The organism is Bacillus sp. ISL-57 (assembly GCF_018613135.1).
In the GTDB taxonomy this organism is placed as follows: Bacteria; Bacillota; Bacilli; order Bacillales; family DSM-1321; genus Peribacillus; species Peribacillus frigoritolerans.
Window position 1 is genome coordinate 1 of record NZ_JAGGQV010000013.1, and the last position, 16,986, is coordinate 16,986.

At 43.2% G+C, this 16,986-nt stretch carries 18 protein-coding genes; 5 read left to right on the forward strand and 13 right to left on the reverse strand.

Going from position 1 to position 16,986, the window contains the following annotated elements; translation table 11 throughout:
• Window positions 1-234 precede the first annotated feature (234 nt).
• Complete coding sequence (proC, locus tag J7I90_RS18320) at window positions 235-1,080, forward strand: pyrroline-5-carboxylate reductase (RefSeq protein WP_214773205.1); 846 nt, start codon at window positions 235-237, stop codon at window positions 1,078-1,080.
• Window positions 1,081-1,185: 105 nt separating this feature from the next.
• On the opposite strand, the gene J7I90_RS18325 is transcribed toward proC, so the two are convergent.
• Window positions 1,186-1,617 (reverse strand): VOC family protein, encoded by a 432-nt coding sequence (locus J7I90_RS18325; protein WP_214773206.1) that lies wholly within the window; start codon window positions 1,615-1,617, stop codon window positions 1,186-1,188.
• Window positions 1,618-1,901: 284 nt separating this feature from the next.
• Between J7I90_RS18325 and J7I90_RS18330 the strand changes: the two genes are divergently transcribed.
• Window positions 1,902-2,453: a MerR family transcriptional regulator gene (locus J7I90_RS18330; RefSeq protein WP_214773208.1), complete on the forward strand. Its 552-nt coding sequence runs from the start codon at window positions 1,902-1,904 to the stop codon at window positions 2,451-2,453.
• Window positions 2,454-2,604: 151 nt separating this feature from the next.
• Here the strand turns inward: J7I90_RS18330 and J7I90_RS18335 are convergent, their stop codons facing one another.
• The 5 genes from J7I90_RS18335 to rnz form a co-directional block, all read right to left on the reverse strand.
• Window positions 2,605-3,399 (reverse strand): ABC transporter ATP-binding protein, encoded by a 795-nt coding sequence (locus J7I90_RS18335; protein ID WP_214773210.1) that lies wholly within the window; start codon window positions 3,397-3,399, stop codon window positions 2,605-2,607.
• Window positions 3,374-4,405, reverse strand: coding sequence for an ABC transporter permease (locus J7I90_RS18340; protein WP_214773211.1), 1,032 nt, complete (start codon window positions 4,403-4,405; stop codon window positions 3,374-3,376). Before J7I90_RS18340 ends, J7I90_RS18335 begins: the two co-directional genes overlap by 26 nt.
• A 32-nt stretch (window positions 4,406-4,437) precedes the next feature.
• A complete protein-coding gene (locus J7I90_RS18345; protein WP_214773213.1) occupies window positions 4,438-5,433 on the reverse strand; it encodes an ABC transporter substrate-binding protein in 996 nt (331 codons plus the stop codon).
• A 207-nt stretch (window positions 5,434-5,640) separates the two neighbouring features.
• Window positions 5,641-6,459: a squalene/phytoene synthase family protein gene (locus J7I90_RS18350; RefSeq protein ID WP_214773214.1), complete on the reverse strand. Its 819-nt coding sequence runs from the start codon at window positions 6,457-6,459 to the stop codon at window positions 5,641-5,643.
• Window positions 6,460-6,522: 63 nt separating this feature from the next.
• Window positions 6,523-7,464: a ribonuclease Z gene (rnz, locus tag J7I90_RS18355; protein WP_214773215.1), complete on the reverse strand. Its 942-nt coding sequence runs from the start codon at window positions 7,462-7,464 to the stop codon at window positions 6,523-6,525.
• Window positions 7,465-7,693: 229 nt separating this feature from the next.
• On the opposite strand from rnz, the gene zwf reads away from it, so the two are divergent.
• Window positions 7,694-9,190, forward strand: a complete 1,497-nt coding sequence (gene zwf / locus J7I90_RS18360; protein ID WP_034308214.1) for a glucose-6-phosphate dehydrogenase — start codon at window positions 7,694-7,696, stop codon at window positions 9,188-9,190.
• 39 nt (window positions 9,191-9,229) lie between these two features.
• Here the strand turns inward: zwf and J7I90_RS18365 are convergent, their stop codons facing one another.
• A complete protein-coding gene (locus J7I90_RS18365; RefSeq protein WP_214773216.1) occupies window positions 9,230-9,457 on the reverse strand; it encodes a hypothetical protein in 228 nt (75 codons plus the stop codon).
• A gap of 230 nt (window positions 9,458-9,687) precedes the next feature.
• Between J7I90_RS18365 and J7I90_RS18370 the strand changes: the two genes are divergently transcribed.
• Window positions 9,688-9,861 carry a hypothetical protein gene (locus tag J7I90_RS18370; protein WP_034308217.1) on the forward strand — a complete coding sequence of 58 codons (174 nt, stop codon included), beginning with the start codon at window positions 9,688-9,690 and terminating at the stop codon, window positions 9,859-9,861.
• Window positions 9,862-9,953: 92 nt separating this feature from the next.
• Here the strand turns inward: J7I90_RS18370 and gndA are convergent, their stop codons facing one another.
• The 5 genes from gndA to mce form a co-directional block, all read right to left on the reverse strand.
• The gene (gene gndA, locus J7I90_RS18375; protein WP_214773217.1) at window positions 9,954-11,366 is read right to left on the reverse strand and encodes an NADP-dependent phosphogluconate dehydrogenase; all 1,413 of its coding nucleotides are present in this window, start codon (window positions 11,364-11,366) and stop codon (window positions 9,954-9,956) included.
• Window positions 11,367-11,407: 41 nt separating this feature from the next.
• Window positions 11,408-12,682 carry a DNA polymerase IV gene (locus tag J7I90_RS18380; protein WP_214773218.1) on the reverse strand — a complete coding sequence of 425 codons (1,275 nt, stop codon included), beginning with the start codon at window positions 12,680-12,682 and terminating at the stop codon, window positions 11,408-11,410.
• Between the two features lie 174 nt (window positions 12,683-12,856).
• Window positions 12,857-13,978, reverse strand: coding sequence for a tripeptidase T (locus tag J7I90_RS18385; RefSeq protein ID WP_048678525.1), 1,122 nt, complete (start codon window positions 13,976-13,978; stop codon window positions 12,857-12,859).
• A gap of 188 nt (window positions 13,979-14,166) precedes the next feature.
• Window positions 14,167-15,717 (reverse strand): acyl-CoA carboxylase subunit beta, encoded by a 1,551-nt coding sequence (locus J7I90_RS18390; protein WP_214773219.1) that lies wholly within the window; start codon window positions 15,715-15,717, stop codon window positions 14,167-14,169.
• Complete coding sequence (mce, locus tag J7I90_RS18395) at window positions 15,714-16,136, reverse strand: methylmalonyl-CoA epimerase (RefSeq protein ID WP_082201153.1); 423 nt, start codon at window positions 16,134-16,136, stop codon at window positions 15,714-15,716. The genes J7I90_RS18390 and mce overlap by 4 nt, the downstream gene beginning before the upstream one ends.
• Window positions 16,137-16,306: 170 nt before the next feature.
• On the opposite strand from mce, the gene prli42 reads away from it, so the two are divergent.
• On the forward strand, window positions 16,307-16,402 hold the full coding sequence (gene prli42 / locus J7I90_RS27830) for a stressosome-associated protein Prli42 (RefSeq protein ID WP_155726463.1): 96 nt from the start codon (window positions 16,307-16,309) through the stop codon (window positions 16,400-16,402).
• 42 nt (window positions 16,403-16,444) lie between these two features.
• Here prli42 and J7I90_RS18405 read toward each other — a convergent pair whose 3' ends face one another.
• Window positions 16,445-16,960 carry a L,D-transpeptidase gene (locus tag J7I90_RS18405; protein ID WP_202313180.1) on the reverse strand — a complete coding sequence of 172 codons (516 nt, stop codon included), beginning with the start codon at window positions 16,958-16,960 and terminating at the stop codon, window positions 16,445-16,447.
• Between the last annotated feature and the right edge of the window lie 26 nt (window positions 16,961-16,986).

Sequence of the window (16,986 nt, forward strand, 5' to 3'; positions counted from 1 at the left end):
TTTTAAACGAAACGATTTAAGGTTGATTGGAGCGGAAGTGCGAGACTCCTGCGGGAGCAGCGGGACAGGTGAGACCCCACAGGCGTTTACGCCGAGGAGGCTCACCGCCCCGCGGAAAGCGAACATCTGGAAGGGAAATCAACCACAACTCACTACCTGGTAAATAGCAACAAAGTATGTGAAAACAGCCTTCATAAAATGGCCGAAAATTCAAAAGAAAAAGGAGCGGGAAATATGAAAAAAATCGCATTTATCGGAGCTGGATCGATGGCAGAAGCAATCATTTCGGGGCTGGTGACCCAACAGGTAATTGAACCAGAAAATATTTTTGTAACAAATAAATCAAATGATGATCGGTTCGTTTATTTAAAGGACCAATATGGCGTAACTGCAACACGATCACTGCAATTATTAATACAGGATGCAGACCTTGTCGTACTGGCGGTGAAACCGAAAGATATTTTAGAAACGATGCAATCAATAAAAGAATACATTCGTGAAGAAATGCTGTTCATTTCCGTTGTTGCAGGGGTTCATACAACAAGCTTGGAAGGAATCGCCAACAAGCGGTTTTCGATCGTCCGTGCCATGCCTAATACATCGGCAGCTGTAGGAAAATCAGCAACGGCGCTTGCGGCTAACTGCCATACGGAAGACTCGCAATTACAAACGGCGATTACCCTTTTTGAAACGGTGGGTACGGTGGCAGTGGTCGAAGAAACCCAGCTAGATGCGGTAACAGGCTTATCAGGCAGCGGTCCTGCTTATATTTATTACTTGGTCGAGGCATTGGAAAAATCAGCGAAAAAAATAGGTCTCGATTCCGAAACCGCTAAGCAATTGATTCTCCAGACATTGATGGGCGCAGCCGACATGTTACAGAAATCACCTAAAACGCCTGCCGTACTAAGAAAGGAAGTAACTTCACCAGGCGGAACGACCGAAGCAGGTCTGAAAGCACTACAAGCACATCAAGTGGAGGATGCATTCATAGCCTGTGTACAAGAAGCGACAGAGCAATCGAAGAGAATGGGCAATCAAATAAGTAAAGAACTGGCCAAGTATGTAGTTTCGCAGTAAGCCTCATGATGATGATCGGCTGTTGCCTGGCCACTCTGCAGCAGTGGTCAGGCAACAGCCCTTTTTATGATCCATACATCTTAGGGTAAACCTTCTGAAGTAGCGTTACTTTATAATCAGCATATCATTTTCATCGAAACTCCAGTCCTTCGAATACGCTACCTCCCAATAGTAACCATCGGGGTCTGAAAAATATCCGCTGTATCCTCCCCAAAAAACATGCTGAGGTGATTTCTCGATTGTTCCCCCAGCCTTTTCAGCCTTGTTGATCACTTCATCCACTTCTTCAATGGATTTAGCATTATAAGCGAGTGTAAGACCCGGGAAACCATTTTTCTTAGGCGGATCCATATCATTAATGTCTTTTGCTAGCTCCTCTAAAGGATACAAAGCAAGTTTCGTACCGGCATTATTAAAAAAAACGATTGCGGGATCGTCCTCTTTAATCAATGTACGGAATCCCAACCCGTCCCTGTAAAACCTTAATGATTTAGTAATATCCCTGACACCTAAAGTTATAATGTTGATCCTGTTCATGCCAGTCCTCCTTTTCCATGTTTTAAGGGTAAATTCGACAACTGGAACACTTTTCCCTTTTTAGCTTGATTGACCATCACCCACCATAGCAAATGCTTCTTAAAGTTCCTAAAACTGCTCACCACTTTGCAAAAAGGAACTCCACGGGAAATTCCACCTTGGATTGCCCCTCATGCAAATTACGTAGGAATTCCACTTTCTTTGCCGAATGAATACATGTTTTGTCATCTGTAAAGGAATTCCCCCATACTTATCGAATTCAACATGCAAAAGGGGGAATCTCAATGAATACAAGTGCAGTTGCCCGGTTACTGAATGTTTCCCATAGTACGATTCAACGCTGGGTCACCCAATTGAACATGGAAGTAGAACGGAATCAGCTTGGCCACTACCAGTTTTCGGATGAAGACATTGCATTATTGAGAAAAATCCAAGATCAGCTGAACGAGGGCATCATTCTCCAAAAGGTCAGCATCTCAGAGAAAAAGATTAGAAAAGCACCCCTCCAGAAACACTCCGAACCGAATAAAGAACAGGATCAACTGCTTGAACGGGTCATAAGGCTGGAAAATGGCCTGAAAACAAAAGCGGACGATGTTGTATCCTATCAGCTTTTACAGCACAGAAGTGAAATGGAAGAAATGCACAAACTCGTTAAAAAGCTTGAAGCCCGTATCGAAGCGTTAGAAACACCAACGGGCCAGCACTTTGATTATTTCCTCGCGGCTGAAGAAGCTGCTGCCACTAAAAAGACGAAGAAAAGGCCATTCATAAAAATGATTTTCGGAAACAGAAAGAACGATAGTTCATCATGGAGCACAGCCGACAGCGATTGACATCTATAATCAAGATCTTTCATGAGCACCCACGAATAACCATTTTGTTAGGCAAAGCATCTCTTCAAAAAAACTGATCTTATTAATTACCCCAAAATAAAAAGGCCCTGACCCAAGATTAAACTCACCTGGGTCGGGCCTTTTCATCATCTTAAATCAACACTGCACGGTCATTGATCATTTTTTCGCCTTTGATGCGTTGGAATTCGTTAAGCAGTTTTTCAACGGTTAACTTCTGCTTTGCAGCACCTCTGGCTTCAAAAATGATCTGTCCCTTATCCATCATGATCAGGGAATTTCCAAGATCGATTGCCTGCTGCATATTATGAGTCACCATCAACGTCGTTAATTGGTTCTTTTCGACGATTTCCTTTGTCAGGTTTGTAACAAGTTCTGCCCGCGAAGGATCAAGCGCTGCAGTATGTTCATCAAGAAGCAGGATTTTAGGCTCGGTGAAGGTCGCCATCAGCAGTGATAGTGCCTGACGCTCCCCTCCTGACAATAATCCCACTTTTGCAGTCATCCGGTTTTCCAGGCCTAAATGAAGGGTGCCCAAACATTCTTTAAAAAGTTCTTTCCGTTTTTTTGTCACCCCAAAGCCTAAACCTCTTCTATTTGTTCTGCCATAGGCAATTGCCATATTTTCTTCAATCGTCATATGCGGTGCCGTACCCAGCATGGGATCCTGAAAAACGCGTCCAATCATTTTTGCACGGGCATGTTCTTCAATGGCCGATACGTTTTCACCATCGATGATGACTTCACCGGCATCAGGGAGAATCTTACCGGAAATCATATTCATCAAAGTCGATTTACCTGCTCCATTACTTCCGATGACTGTTACAAATTCACCTTTTGTCATCTGCAGTTCCAGATTTCCAAGGGCTAGCTTTTCATCTGGTGTTCCCTCATTGAACACTTTATAAATCTGATTTAACCGAAGCATACTCTTCCCTCCCTTTCGGTAAAGTGCCATCATGACGCATCTGTATTTCTTTAAGCCGCCTTTTCTTCCGGTTTTTTTCCTTTTGTTTATCCGAAATTTTTGGAATGACAAGTGCCCCGACCACAATAAGTGCCGTAATTAATTTAACATCTCCCGTTTCAAGGAATTCAACGCGAAGTGCCAAGGTTACGACGATTCGGTAAATGATTGCCCCTCCAATGACCGCCAGCGTAGCACGTGCAATCGTTTTTGCCCCGAATAGAGCTTCACCGATTATGACGGATGCCAATCCGATGACAATGATTCCAATCCCCATGCCTATATCGCTAAAACCGTTATATTGGGCAACCAGGGATCCCGAAAAAGCCACAAGTGCATTTCCGATAGCAAGTCCTAAGATCTTCATGTTTCCGGTATGGGCGGAAAAACTCTTGACCATGGCTTCATTATCACCAGTCGCCCGTAAGGCAAGACCAATTTCCGTTTTTAAAAACGCTGACATTCCCGCTTGGATGACTACAGCCACAACCAGCATAACGATTAATATGGCCCACGTTTTTGGCAGGCTGTCACCGAGACCCACGAATGATAAAAGACCATTCAACATATTGTCCAGCCCGGTGCCAGCCCAGGCATCCTGGATATTCGTGATAATGGTTGTTTGGGAAAGCAACGGAATGTTGGATGCACCCATGATCCGCAAATTGATCGAGTAGAGCGCAATCATCATCAAGATACCTGCCAAGAGAGGATTGATTTTCCCTTTTGTATGAAGGAACCCCGTTATCGTCCCAGCGATGAACCCTGCCACCATGGCACACAACGTGGCTACGATCGGCGAGTATCCGTTAACGATCATAATCGCGGCAACAGAGGCCCCTGTCACAAAACTGCCTTCCACAGTCATATCCGGGAAATCGAGAATCCTGAATGTTAAATAGACACCAAGTGCCATGATTGCATAAATCATTCCCGACTCAAAAGAGTTGAATAAGGCTGAGAACATTTTTTTCTTCCTTCCCCGAACAAAAGCAGAGTTTATTTTACAAACTCAGCATCTGCTTTCCATTCTTCTTTTATTTCAACACCCATATCTTTTGCTGCTTTTTCATTGATGACCAATTTCAGTTTTTGTGGATATTGAACCGGGATATCTCCAGGTTTTTTACCATCCTTCAGGATTTCAACCGCTTTTTGCCCCGCTTCATAACCAATATCATAGTAACTGAAGCCATATGCTGCAAAACCTCCAGCTTTCACGGAATCAAGCTCGCCGACAAACAAGGGGATATCTTGATCATTTGCCACGGAAATGACCGATTCCAGTGCAGAGACAACTGTATTATCAGTAATGATATAGAAAGCATCCGCTTTTCCGATTAATGATTCCGTTGCCTGTTTAACATCCGCTGAAGTCGAGACGGACGCTTCCACGACTTTCAATCCAGCTTTTTTCGCTTCCGCCTTCACATTTTTTATTTGGACGACTGAATTTTGCTCCCCTGTGTTATAAACCGTTCCAATCGTTTTGGCGCCAAGCTCTTCCGCTAGGAATTTCATTGACTTGGCAATGGCTTCAGGATGGGAATCCGTCGTACCCGTCACATTTCCGCCTGGCTTTTCCAAAGAAGTGACAAGCTCCCCCGCTACAGGATCGGTAACCGATGTAAAGACGATCGGAATATCCTTGGTCGCATTTAAAGCACTTAGAGCACTAGGTGTCGAATTCGCAAATATCAGATCCACTTTATCCCCAACGAAGTTATTGGCAATCGTTTGGCTGTTGTTTTGGTCACCCTGAGCAATTTGAAGATCATATTTTGCATTGATGTCACTATCCTTCAATGCCGCCTGGAAGCCTTCATATGCTTGATCCAGGGAATCATGCTGAACGATTTGTGTTACCCCAATATTGAAGGTATCCTTTCCGCTTTCATCCTTTGCCGCATCTTTTTCCTTTTCATTTCCACACCCAGCCAATAATAAACCTGCGACCAATGTCATGGCTGCAGTTGAATATAATTTCTTTTTCATATTTTCCCCCCGCTTTTTCCTTATTTAAAATAATGTTTTTCTAACGACGCCAGCTTTTTTCGCTTTTATTTCCTAAATTATAATCGTTTAGTCCCAATTATTCCAATATATTTTTTAACTTTTTAGAATTTTTTGAGTTCTACATGTAAAACATGAAAAAAGCTGCTGTGAAAGGTATGATGACTTTCACAGCAGCTTTTTGAAAAATCAATGTTCGACAACCTGGCTGACAATTTCGGTAACGGTAGCCCGATCAATTTTTTCTTTTCCTTCTTTTAGGGCTTTCAATGTAGCTTTTGCCAATTCCAAGGGTATTTTACAGAATTGGATGATGTCCTTCGTTTCAATCTCTTCAATGTACGCATCGGCTAATGCAAGATTACGCTCCGTATGGGCAAGCATCTCGTCGAAACCCCAGCCATCCGGATAAAAGTTCACACCACGTTCTGCATCTTCCTCGCGGTTACGCAGGATATTGACCGTTTGGAGCCCACGGCCAAATGCGATGGCAAGTTCACGGTCCGTTTCGGTTCCATCGTACCAGTTCCACATATCAGACAGCATGACCCCCACTAAACCCGCAACATAATAAGTGTAATCATCGAGTTCCTCTTCATTATGGATTTGCCAGTCCTTAATAACCCATTTTGCCATGCCTTCGGCCATTTCCTTTGTTGACTCCAAGACTTTGCCTTTTGCACCGGGTGGACAAAATTCAACCCAATCCGAAAGAAACAGGGTCACCTCGGGCAGTTCATCCTTATATGGTTCAAATAACTTTTGAAGATGCTCTTCCTTGAAATCCGCATCCGGCAGCTCACTAAGGGCCTGTAACAAGGAAACCTTACTATCTGCAGGAAGATTTGGGTGGTCCTCTATCTCATCGATGGCGCGCATGCAAAGGTATGCAGCTCCAATACCCTCTTGTAATCCCTTTGGAAGATAACTGATTGGAATGAAAAAAGTCCGGCTTGTTTTTAGGAGAAAATCCATTGCTTTAGTATGTAGGTCACTTTTGTCAGTCATATTTACACTCCTTTAAATATCCAATGAACAATTGATTAATTATATCAAACATTGGCTTTGATTTCAGCTGTCCGATTCCTCTGAATACAAAGGAACTTTAATCGCCATCAGATCTTCACCCATGATCGTATTTGCAAAGATTGCTTTGCTTTCCTCTTTTAGCCTCTCAGCATCCTCTGGAGTATACCGTGAGCTGATATGCGTAAGGATTAGATGCTTAGCTCCCGCTTTCAAGGCCGTTTCTGCAGCTTGAACGGTGGTCGAATGATAATAGGCTGATGCCATTTCAGATTCTTCCGCTGAAAATGTAGCTTCATGAACAAGGTAATCCGCCGATTCAGCAAGAATGAGCGCATTGCTGCACATTCTTGTATCACCAAGAATCGTGATGATCCGGCCTTTTTTCGGAGTACTGATATAGTCCTTCCCATTTATGACACGGCCATCATCGAGACAGACCGTTTGTCCTTTTTTCAATGCTTTAAATAGAGGCCCCGGCTTCACACCTTCGGAACGCAGCCGGTCGACCAGCAGGCTACCCGGACGGTCTTTTTCCACAATCCGATAACCGATGCTGTAAATGCCATGATCAAGCGACTTGGCCGTCACTGTGAATTGTTCGTCCTCAAACACTATGCCTTCTTCTATTTCGATGATTTCCAAGGGATATTTTAAATGAGTCCCACTCACCTGTAAGCTCGTCTTAATGAATGAATCTATGCCTTGTGGACCATATACGGTCAATTTATCCACTCCGCCCTGAAAAGATCTGCTGCTTAAAAAACCAGGCAGTCCGAAGATGTGGTCACCATGTAAATGGGTGATGAAGATCTTTTCAACCTTTCGCGGTTTGACCGCCGTTTTTAATATTTGATGCTGTGTTGCTTCCCCACAATCGAATAACCAAATAGTCCCTCGCTCTTCCAATAATTGAAGGGCGATTGATGTCACATTCCGCGCTTTGGCCGGAACGCCAGCGCCTGTACCCAATAAAACGAAATCCACTCATACTACCTCCGTTGCAAATACTTTATGCCTTAACTATAGCATAACCAAGGTGCTCTTTCATTTATGACCCATTAAAACCGAAACCAAATTAAACTTTTAATGAAATCTGAGAAAAAATGCGCAAATTGATTGCTTTGAGGGAAAGCTAAACGTAAAATTAGAAATTGGTACACATACGGGAATTCCAACTTTATAGACAGATTTAACGGAAAGTTGAGGTTTTAACATGACAGAAAACAATAAACCCACAGCATTGATCATGATTTTTGGTGCTACCGGAGATTTAGCGAAAAGGAAATTGTTTCCTTCCATATATCGACTATTTCAAAAAGAGAAAATCAATAAGTTCGCGGTCGTCGGAGTGGCAAGGAGGCCATTGACGAACGAGGAGTTCCAAACAAGTGTCAAGGACTCGATTCTTACGTTCGGACATGCGGAAGAAAAGGTCGATGAATTCATTTCCCATTTCCATTATCACTCCCATGACGTCTCAAGTTCGGAATCATATTTGCAATTAAAAGACATTGCCGAACAATTAGACGGACAATATCAATTAGAAGGAAACAGGATCTTCTATTTGGCGATGGCACCTGAGTTTTTCGGAACGATTGCCGAACAGATTAAAGCTCAAGGCCTGAGTGACACGGATGGATATAAACGCCTGGTCATCGAGAAGCCATTTGGACACAGTTTTGAAACAGCACAACAATTGAATGAGCAGATTCGGACTGCATTCGCTGAAGATGAAATTTACCGCATCGATCATTATTTAGGTAAAGAAATGGTACAAAATATCGAGGTCATCCGTTTTTCCAATGCCCTTTTCGAGCCGCTATGGAATAACAGATATATATCCAATATCCAGGTTACTTCAAGCGAAACGCTCGGCGTTGAAGAACGCGGGCGTTATTATGAAACCAGCGGTGCCCTAAGGGATATGGTCCAAAACCACCTGCTGCAAATGGTGGCCTTGCTTGCCATGGAACCCCCGATCGCTCTGACGACTGAAGAGATTCGAAGCGAAAAAGTACGGGCATTGCGTTCACTTCGACCAATGAAGGTCGACGAAGTCAACCAATACTTCGTTCGCGGCCAGTATGGTGAAGGAACGATAGACGGTCAAATGCTTCCGGCCTACCGAAATGAACATAATGTAAATCCTGAATCCAACACAGAGACCTATGTTGCGGGTAAATTGATGATTGATAACTTCCGTTGGGCCGGTGTTCCTTTTTATATCCGTACCGGTAAAAGAATGGATGTCAAATCAACGAATATCGTTGTTCAATTCAAAGATATTCCAATGAATCTGTATTATAAAACGGAAGAAACGCTGAATCCGAATCTTCTCGTCATCAATATCCAGCCTGACGAGGGTATCACATTGTACTTAAATGTCAAGAAATCCGGGACGACTTCCAATACAAAGCCAATGAAGCTGACCGTCTCGAACAAAGGGATCGAACACATCAATTCTCCCGAGGCATATGAAAAGCTATTGTTTGACAGCATGCGCGGGGATGCTACAAACTTTACGCACTGGGACGAGGTTGCCCTCTCATGGAAGTTCGTCGATACCATTTCCAATGCATGGGAAAATACTAAAGACGAGTCTTTCCCTAACTATGAAGCGGGATCAACAGGTCCACTTGCATCCGATGAACTCCTGGCGGAAGATGGACATATTTGGTGGCAAGTCAAGAAAAACGAAAATAATGATTGAAATGAAGAAGGGATGCAGATTTGAATCTGCATCCCTTCTTCATGAAACACTCTTCCTTAGCAATTTATTCCGGATAATATGAAACATTTCCTTGGACTTGGACATTTCTTCCTCTTTTTCCGAATTAAGCCAAAATGAAACAACGGATTCTAAAGCAATGAAAAATAAAAAAATGGCTACAGCCCACCAGATGATGAACATAAAGTCCTCCGCTCCTTCTCTCTCTTTCTGCCTAATGTATCCTACGGCCCGCCCATCTTCTTTCAATGTTTATATTCCTTTTTCCACAGGTGTTTAAACCTAAAAAAGCAAGGATGAATGTCATACATCATACTACGTTTTCCCTAAAAAAGGTAAATTAATTGGAACTATTTACAACTAGTTCGTTTTTACCATTTTTCCCTCTATCTATAAAGAATGGTAAGCCTTTGCTGAGGATACACTAAAAAAGGTGCTTAATGACAGTACCGCTAACTTCGATGTGGAGGGATTAAACGATGGACATTCGTGAAGGATTAATTCCAACAGCGTTAGGCACAGCCGTGACAGCTGCGGGTTATGCAATGAAGCAGACCCGGGGTTCAAACAAAATGGTAGCTAATACGGTTTTTGGTTTCGGTTTGGCACATGTTGTATTAGGGGTCATTGACCTTGTAGAGCATCGGAGATAGTAATAAAAGGGGGCGCCAAGCGCCCCCTTTTTACATGCTGAAACAAAAAAGCCAGCTTAAAGGGGATCCCCTTCCAAGCCGGCTTGAACCTTTTACTTTTCCATCCATTCGGTATGGAACGTTCCTTCTTTATCAATGCGTTGGTAGGTATGAGCTCCAAAATAGTCACGCTGAGCTTGAATCAGGTTGGCTGGCAGCGTTTCTGTACGATAGCTGTCGAAATAGGAAAGTGCCGATGACAAGCAAGGAACCGGGATTCCGTTCATCACAGCCGTTGATACTACTTCACGTAAAGCTCCTTGATAACTTTCGACGATCCCTTGGAAGTAAGGATCTAGAAGAAGATTGTTCAAGTTCGCTTCACGATCGTACGCTTCCTTGATTTTTTGGAGGAATTGTGCACGAATGATACAGCCGCCACGGAAAATCATCGCGATTTCCCCATATTGCAAATTCCAGCCATTTTCTTCTGATGCTGCTTTCATTTGTGCAAATCCTTGTGCATATGAACAGATTTTGCTCATGTAAAGTGCTTTTCGGATACTTTCAATCAAAGCCTTTTTGTCGCCTGTAAATGATTCGGTTTTTGGACCACGAAGGATTTTACTCGCTTCGACGCGCTCGTCCTTGATTGCTGAAATAAACCGGGCAAACACGGATTCCGTAATGATTGGAAGCGGAACACCAAGATCAAGCGCACTTTGACTTGTCCATTTACCTGTACCTTTTTGGCCAGCTTTATCTAAAATGACATCGACCATCGGCTTGCCGGTTTCTTCATCATATTTTTTGAAAATATCAGCAGTAATTTCAATTAAATAGCTATCAAGTTCCCCTTCATTCCATTCAGTAAAGACTTCATGGAATTCTTCAGCAGACAGTCCAAGGAGATTTTTCAGAAGAAAATAAGATTCGGAAATCAATTGCATGTCCCCGTATTCAATACCATTATGTACCATTTTAACATAATGACCTGCCCCATCCGGTCCGATATATGTGCAGCAAGCATCACCATCGACCTTAGCTGAAATATCCTTCAAAATCGGTGCAACAAGTTCATATGCTTCTTTCTGACCTCCAGGCATGATGGAAGGACCTGTTAGAGCTCCTTCTTCCCCACCTGACACGCCTGTACCGATGAAATGGATGCCAAGCTTGCTTAACTCCTCATTGCGGCGCTGAGTGTCCTTGAAGAAGGTATTCCCTCCATCAATAACGATATCACCTTTTTCAAGCAATGGTTTTAATTGCTCGATTGTTGCATCCGTTGCCGCTCCGGCTTTAACCATCAATAAAATTTTGCGTGGTGTTTCCAAAGAATTGACGAATTCTTCAAGCGTATAAGCAGCTGTTACGTTTTTGCCTTCCGCTTCCTTCATCATCTCGTCCGTTTTTGATCCTGAGCGATTATATACGGAAATTGAATATCCCCTGCTTTCAATATTAAATGCAAGGTTCTTGCCCATTACGGCTAGTCCGATAACGCCAATCTGCTGTTTTGTCATGATTCATCTTCCCTTCTCTCTATCTTTATACAGCTTGTACGCTATTCTTTGTCAAAAGAAAGATCATTCCTCCTGGATTGCTCAAAGAAATCTTTGCTGAAGCTAGTGTCTGTTCCTATTGAACGTTTTTTCAAGGGTAATCCCTTTTTAATAATATTTTCTCCGTACTTATTTTGCAAGTGTTCCATCGCATCATACAGGGGTTCTTTTTCTGCATCCTCTTGAAAGGAAAAAATATCCAGTTGCTTGAAGGCCGACTCTTTTTCGATGACATCATAGGCTGTGACACCAAGAAGCCTGATTCCTTCCCCATTCCAATTTTTCATGAAGAGATCGATAGCTTCATCCAAAATATCCTTTTTTTCAAAAACTGGATTAGGAACCGTTCTGCTTCTCGTAAATGTCCGGCGGTCTTTGTAACGGATCGTCACCCCTATTTTTTGACCAAGGAGGCGTTTATTTCTCAAGCGGACGGCAACTTTCCCTGAAAGCTTTTCCAATACACCGATCAATTCTTTTTGATTGGCGGAGTCATGCGGAAGAGTTGTCGAGTTCCCGATGCTCTTATGCTCAAAAATCGCTTCGGGATCCACTGCCCTTGGGTCAATTCCATTAGCCCTATCTTTCAAACGGATGCCATTGATCCCAAGAAGCTGTTTAAGTTGACTATCATTGGCGTGTGCAAGGTCCCTGATCGTCATGATCCCGATAGTTTGAAGCTTTTCCGATGTCCTATCCCCGATGCCATGCATTTCGCCCACTTGTAAAGGCCAGAGCTTTTCCGGAATGTCCCGTTTCCTTAACACGGTGATACCCATAGGTTTCTTCATATCAGAAGCCGTTTTGGCCAAAAATTTATTAGGGGCAATCCCGATACTGCAAGGGAGATCCATCGTATTAAAAATTCTTTCCTGAATGCTATTGGCTATATCTAAAGGCGAACCCAATTCGGCGCATTCACTGATATCCAGATACCCCTCATCAATCGAAACCGGTTCAACCATCTCTGTATACTGCCTCAAAACATCGAAAATAGCCAGTGATGCCTTTCGATAGCGCTCGAAATTCGGTTTCTGAATGACTAATTGAGGACATAATTTTTTCGCCTGCCAAATCGGCATGGTCGTTTTAACCCCGAACTTCCTCGCCTCATAGCTGCAGGTGACGATTATGCCCCTTCTCTCCTCAACATTCCCTGCAATGGCAAGCGGTTTGCCTTTCAATGAAACATCATATGACATTTCCACTGAAGCATAGAAACTATTCATGTCCACATGGAGAATGACCCTGCCATTTTTGGGATACATGTCCTTCATGCTTGACCGTCACATCCTTGTAAAAATAAAAAACATTTCTATTAAAGTACCCCTATTTATCTTTGGTAACCACGCTGAGAGATGCTTCCACTCCAAGAAAAACAGCCATCATGTCATTGATGACTGTATTTATATTCCTTGGATAATTTGAACAACTTGACCTATTATGGGTGATTATTCCCCTGAAACTTCTTTGATGATAGTGATGACCATTTCAGCTAGCTTCGTTAATTCCTCAACTGGAATTCTTTCATTCGTAGTATGGATATCTTCATAGCCCACTGCGAGATTGACAGTAGGGATGCCGAAGCCTGCAATGACATTTGCATCGCTTCCACCGCCGCTTTTGACCAGCTCGCATGGACGGCCGATTTTCTCTGCTGCCTTTCTTGCGATTTCGACAACATGGTCACCAGCACCATATTTAAAACCAGGATACATGACGGTAACTTCAACTTCAGCACGTCCGCCCATTTCAATGGCTGCAGTCTCGAAAGCCTCTTTCATTTTCGCTACCTGTATTTCCATTTTTTCAGGGATCAAGGATCTTGCTTCAGCAAGGATTTCTACATGGTCACAAACAATATTGGTTTGCTGTCCCCCCTGGAAACGTCCGATATTGGCTGTCGTTTCTTCGTCGATTCTGCCTAATGGCATTCTAGAGATTGCTTTGGCAGCGATCGTAATGGCCGAAACGCCTTTCTCTGGAGCGACACCAGCGTGAGCAGTCTTGCCTAAAATGGTTGCGGACACTTTCGCCTGAGTAGGTGCAGCAACAACCACATTGCCCACTTTTCCATCACTATCGAGTGCAAAACCGAATTTAGCCGTTACAAGGGAGCGATCCAATGCCTTTGCCCCTACCAAGCCAGATTCTTCACCGACTGTAATGATGAATTCGATGGTACCATGTTCGATATTCTGTTCTTTCAACACTTTAAGCGTTTCTAACATGACAGCTAATCCAGCTTTGTCATCCGCCCCTAAAATGGTCGTTCCGTCTGACACTATGTATCCATCTTTGATGGAAGGCTTGATTCCATTACCCGGTACAACCGTATCCATATGGGAGGTGAAATAAATGGTATCTACGCCTTCTTTCGTTCCTTTTAAAGTACATACTAAATTCCCTGCACCATGACCGGTGACTGCTGTTGTATCATCTTCAAAAACTTCTACACCCAGTGCCCCGAATTTTTCTTTCAGCACTTTGGCGATGGCTGCTTCATTTTTCGTTTCGGAATCGATCTGCACCAATTCCATAAATTCATTAACTAAACGTTCTTCATTAATCATAAAATAAAACCTCCAAAAAAGTTTTCCTCTTCAATTATACTTCTAAAAGCGGCGCCCCGGCAAATAATGTGGCATGCTGTACTAAAGACCATTTTAAAAAATGAATGATGACTTATTTCAAAATGATATCTTGCCCTGTATGGAGAAGAGCCCAAAACAGATAGGTTTGGGCTCCTTGCAACGTTTGATCACAACGGGATATTTCCGTGTTTTTTCCATGGTCGAGTTTCTTTTTTGTTGCGTAGCATATCAAGAGATTGAATGATCTTAATCCTGGTTTCACGGGGATCAATGACATCATCCACCATTCCAAGACTTGCGGCAACATAAGGATTGGCGAACTTCTCACGGTATTCTTCAATTTTAGCTGCTCGTGTCGCTTCCGGATCCTGGCTATTTTGAATTTCACGGGCAAAAATGATATTTGCCGCTCCAGCAGAACCCATTACAGCGATTTCAGCATTCGGCCATGCAAACGTAAGATCCGCACCGATGGATTTACTATTAAGAGCCACATAAGCTCCCCCGTATGCTTTTCGCAGAATGATCGTCAATTTAGGCACTGTCGCTTCCGAATAAGCATACAGCAGCTTTGCACCATGTCGAATGATCCCGCCATGTTCTTGTTTAACGCCGGGGAAAAACCCGGAAACGTCTTCAAACGTAATGAGCGGAATGTTAAACGAGTCACAAAAACGAATAAAACGGGCAGCTTTATCTGATGAATCTATATCAAGTCCCCCTGCCAATACCTTTGGCTGGTTACAGACAAGCCCCACTGATTTCCCTTTAATCCGTGCCAAGCCGACCACTATGTTTTTTGCAAAGCCCTCTTGCACTTCCATAAAGGAATCCTCATCGACAACCTGCTCCAATACTTTCCGAACATCATATGGACGGATCCCTTCATATGGGACTACATCCGTTAAGTCCGGCCGGTAGTCATCTCCCTCATCCGCTTCCAGAACCGGCGGCTTCTCTTCATTATTTTGCGGAAGATAGCTCAAGAGCCGTCTAACGTCAGCCAAAACTTGCTCCTCAGATGCTCCTTTGAAATGGGCATTACCGCTTATGGTATTATGTACAGTCGCTCCGCCCAATCCTTCGGATGATATCTTTTCACCTGTAACCGTTTCAATGACTTTAGGGCCTGTTATGAACATTTGGCTCGTTTTTTCAACCATGAAGACAAAGTCGGTAATAGCAGGGGAATATACGGCTCCGCCTGCACAAGGTCCCATAATAACCGAAATCTGTGGAATGACCCCTGAATATATGGAATTCCGGTAAAATATTTGGCCATATCCGTCAAGCGAAACTACGCCCTCTTGAATACGCGCCCCACCAGAATCGTTTAAACCGATGAAAGGCGCTCCATTTTCCGCTGCCAAATCCATAACATTGGCAATTTTCAGAGCATGCATTTCACCGAGTGCCCCGCCAAAAACAGTGAAATCCTGTGAAAACAGATAAATGTCGCGGCCGTTGACCTTTCCGTAACCGGTGACAACCCCTTCTCCCGGCCCTTCTTCCTTTTCCATGCCGAAATTGGTATTACGGTGTTTGATAAAAGGATTAAGCTCGATGAAAGTACCTGGATCAACTAGAAGTTCAATTCTTTCCCTTGCCGTAAGTTTACCCTTTTCATGCTGCTTATCGATTCTTTCCTCACCGCCGCCCATTTCCACTTTTCGACGTCTGTCATATAGGTCATTGATCGCATCATAAATGTCTGTCATTTCTGCTCCTCCTTTGATAATGCTTGTTCACAAAGCTCATATAATACTCCCGCGGTAGACTTTGGATGAACGAAAGCAACATCCGCATTGTGCGCTCCCTTTCTTGATGAATCATCAATCATGCGCAATCCAGCTTCTTTGATTTCTTTTATTCTATCTTCGATGTCATCGACGCCTAGTGCCACATGATGAATCCCTTCACCGCGTTTTTCGATGAATTTGGCGATTGGGCTTGCAGGTGACAACGCTTCCAACAATTCCAAACGGGTATTGCCTGCCAGGATGAAGGCCACTTTCACTCCTTGGCTCTCCACTGTCTCGATTCCTTCAAGTTTCAATTTCAACGTTTCCGTGTAAAGCGGCAAGGCTTCATCTAGTGACTTGACGGCAATACCGATATGATCGATATTTTTAATCATCGTAAAAACCCCCATGCTATGTATTATTGGATGACTCCATTAAAATACTACTAATCTTCCATTAAAGCCTTTTAAGATTCGAAATAATATGAACATTATACTTTTACTTGTTTCTACTAAATGTTCAAGTTAAAATAAAATCAATCAAACTGTATTAAGGGAGAGAGCATATGGGAAACAAGAAAATCAGAAAGATCGTCGTGTATTTAATGCTTATCTCAATGTTATTAACGAGCTTATTATCAGGTATCGCATTTCTTTTGTAATAGACACCGTATTGGGGAGGGGAGCAGAAAGCTTCCCTCTCTTTATTTTATCGCTCCGTTTTTCTTAGCCAGCGTTTTGAAATCCTCGTTCGATAGGGTGATCAATACCTTAGTGCCGATGGGGACTTTTTCGTACAAACGCTCCACATCAGATTTATGCATCCGTACACAGCCATTTGAAATATATTTACCAATCGATGATGGCTGATTCGTACCATGTATGCCGTATATCCTCCCATCGGTATTTCGTGCATCGAAGCCAATCCATCGCGATCCCAAAGGGTTCCTGGGATCACCGCCAGGAATATTCTTTTTCCGGTAATATGGATTGACCGCTTTTACTTTGACCGTGAAAATCCCTTCAGGTGTCAGTTCCTGACTCTTTCCCGTACCGACCGGCAGAATCTCCTTGACCTCGTTATCATCAATGAAAGCCAATTTATTGTTGGCTTTATTGATGATGATAAACGGATCGCCAGGCTTAACCGATTGAGGCTGGGCCTGTACCTGTAACGGCCACAAAGATAGCATAAGCAATAAAGAAAGGATCCATTTCATTTGTATCATTCCTTTACTTTTTTGCT

Bases quoted from the DNA above. Each gene is read 5' to 3' on its own strand.
- proC (WP_214773205.1), top strand. From the start codon at position 235: ATGAAAAAAATCGCATTTATCGGAGCTGGATCGATGGCAGAAGCAATC.
- J7I90_RS18325 (WP_214773206.1), bottom strand. From the start codon at position 1,617: ATGAACAGGATCAACATTATAACTTTAGGTGTCAGGGATATTACTAAA.
- J7I90_RS18330 (WP_214773208.1), top strand. From the start codon at position 1,902: ATGAATACAAGTGCAGTTGCCCGGTTACTGAATGTTTCCCATAGTACG.
- J7I90_RS18335 (WP_214773210.1), bottom strand. From the start codon at position 3,399: ATGCTTCGGTTAAATCAGATTTATAAAGTGTTCAATGAGGGAACACCA.
- J7I90_RS18340 (WP_214773211.1), bottom strand. From the start codon at position 4,405: ATGTTCTCAGCCTTATTCAACTCTTTTGAGTCGGGAATGATTTATGCA.
- J7I90_RS18345 (WP_214773213.1), bottom strand. From the start codon at position 5,433: ATGAAAAAGAAATTATATTCAACTGCAGCCATGACATTGGTCGCAGGT.
- J7I90_RS18350 (WP_214773214.1), bottom strand. From the start codon at position 6,459: ATGACTGACAAAAGTGACCTACATACTAAAGCAATGGATTTTCTCCTA.
- zwf (WP_034308214.1), top strand. From the start codon at position 7,694: ATGACAGAAAACAATAAACCCACAGCATTGATCATGATTTTTGGTGCT.
- J7I90_RS18370 (WP_034308217.1), top strand. From the start codon at position 9,688: ATGGACATTCGTGAAGGATTAATTCCAACAGCGTTAGGCACAGCCGTG.
- gndA (WP_214773217.1), bottom strand. From the start codon at position 11,366: ATGACAAAACAGCAGATTGGCGTTATCGGACTAGCCGTAATGGGCAAG.
- J7I90_RS18380 (WP_214773218.1), bottom strand. From the start codon at position 12,682: ATGAAGGACATGTATCCCAAAAATGGCAGGGTCATTCTCCATGTGGAC.
- J7I90_RS18385 (WP_048678525.1), bottom strand. From the start codon at position 13,978: ATGATTAATGAAGAACGTTTAGTTAATGAATTTATGGAATTGGTGCAG.
- J7I90_RS18390 (WP_214773219.1), bottom strand. From the start codon at position 15,717: ATGACAGACATTTATGATGCGATCAATGACCTATATGACAGACGTCGA.
- mce (WP_082201153.1), bottom strand. From the start codon at position 16,136: ATGATTAAAAATATCGATCATATCGGTATTGCCGTCAAGTCACTAGAT.
- prli42 (WP_155726463.1), top strand. From the start codon at position 16,307: ATGGGAAACAAGAAAATCAGAAAGATCGTCGTGTATTTAATGCTTATC.
- J7I90_RS18405 (WP_202313180.1), bottom strand. From the start codon at position 16,960: ATGAAATGGATCCTTTCTTTATTGCTTATGCTATCTTTGTGGCCGTTA.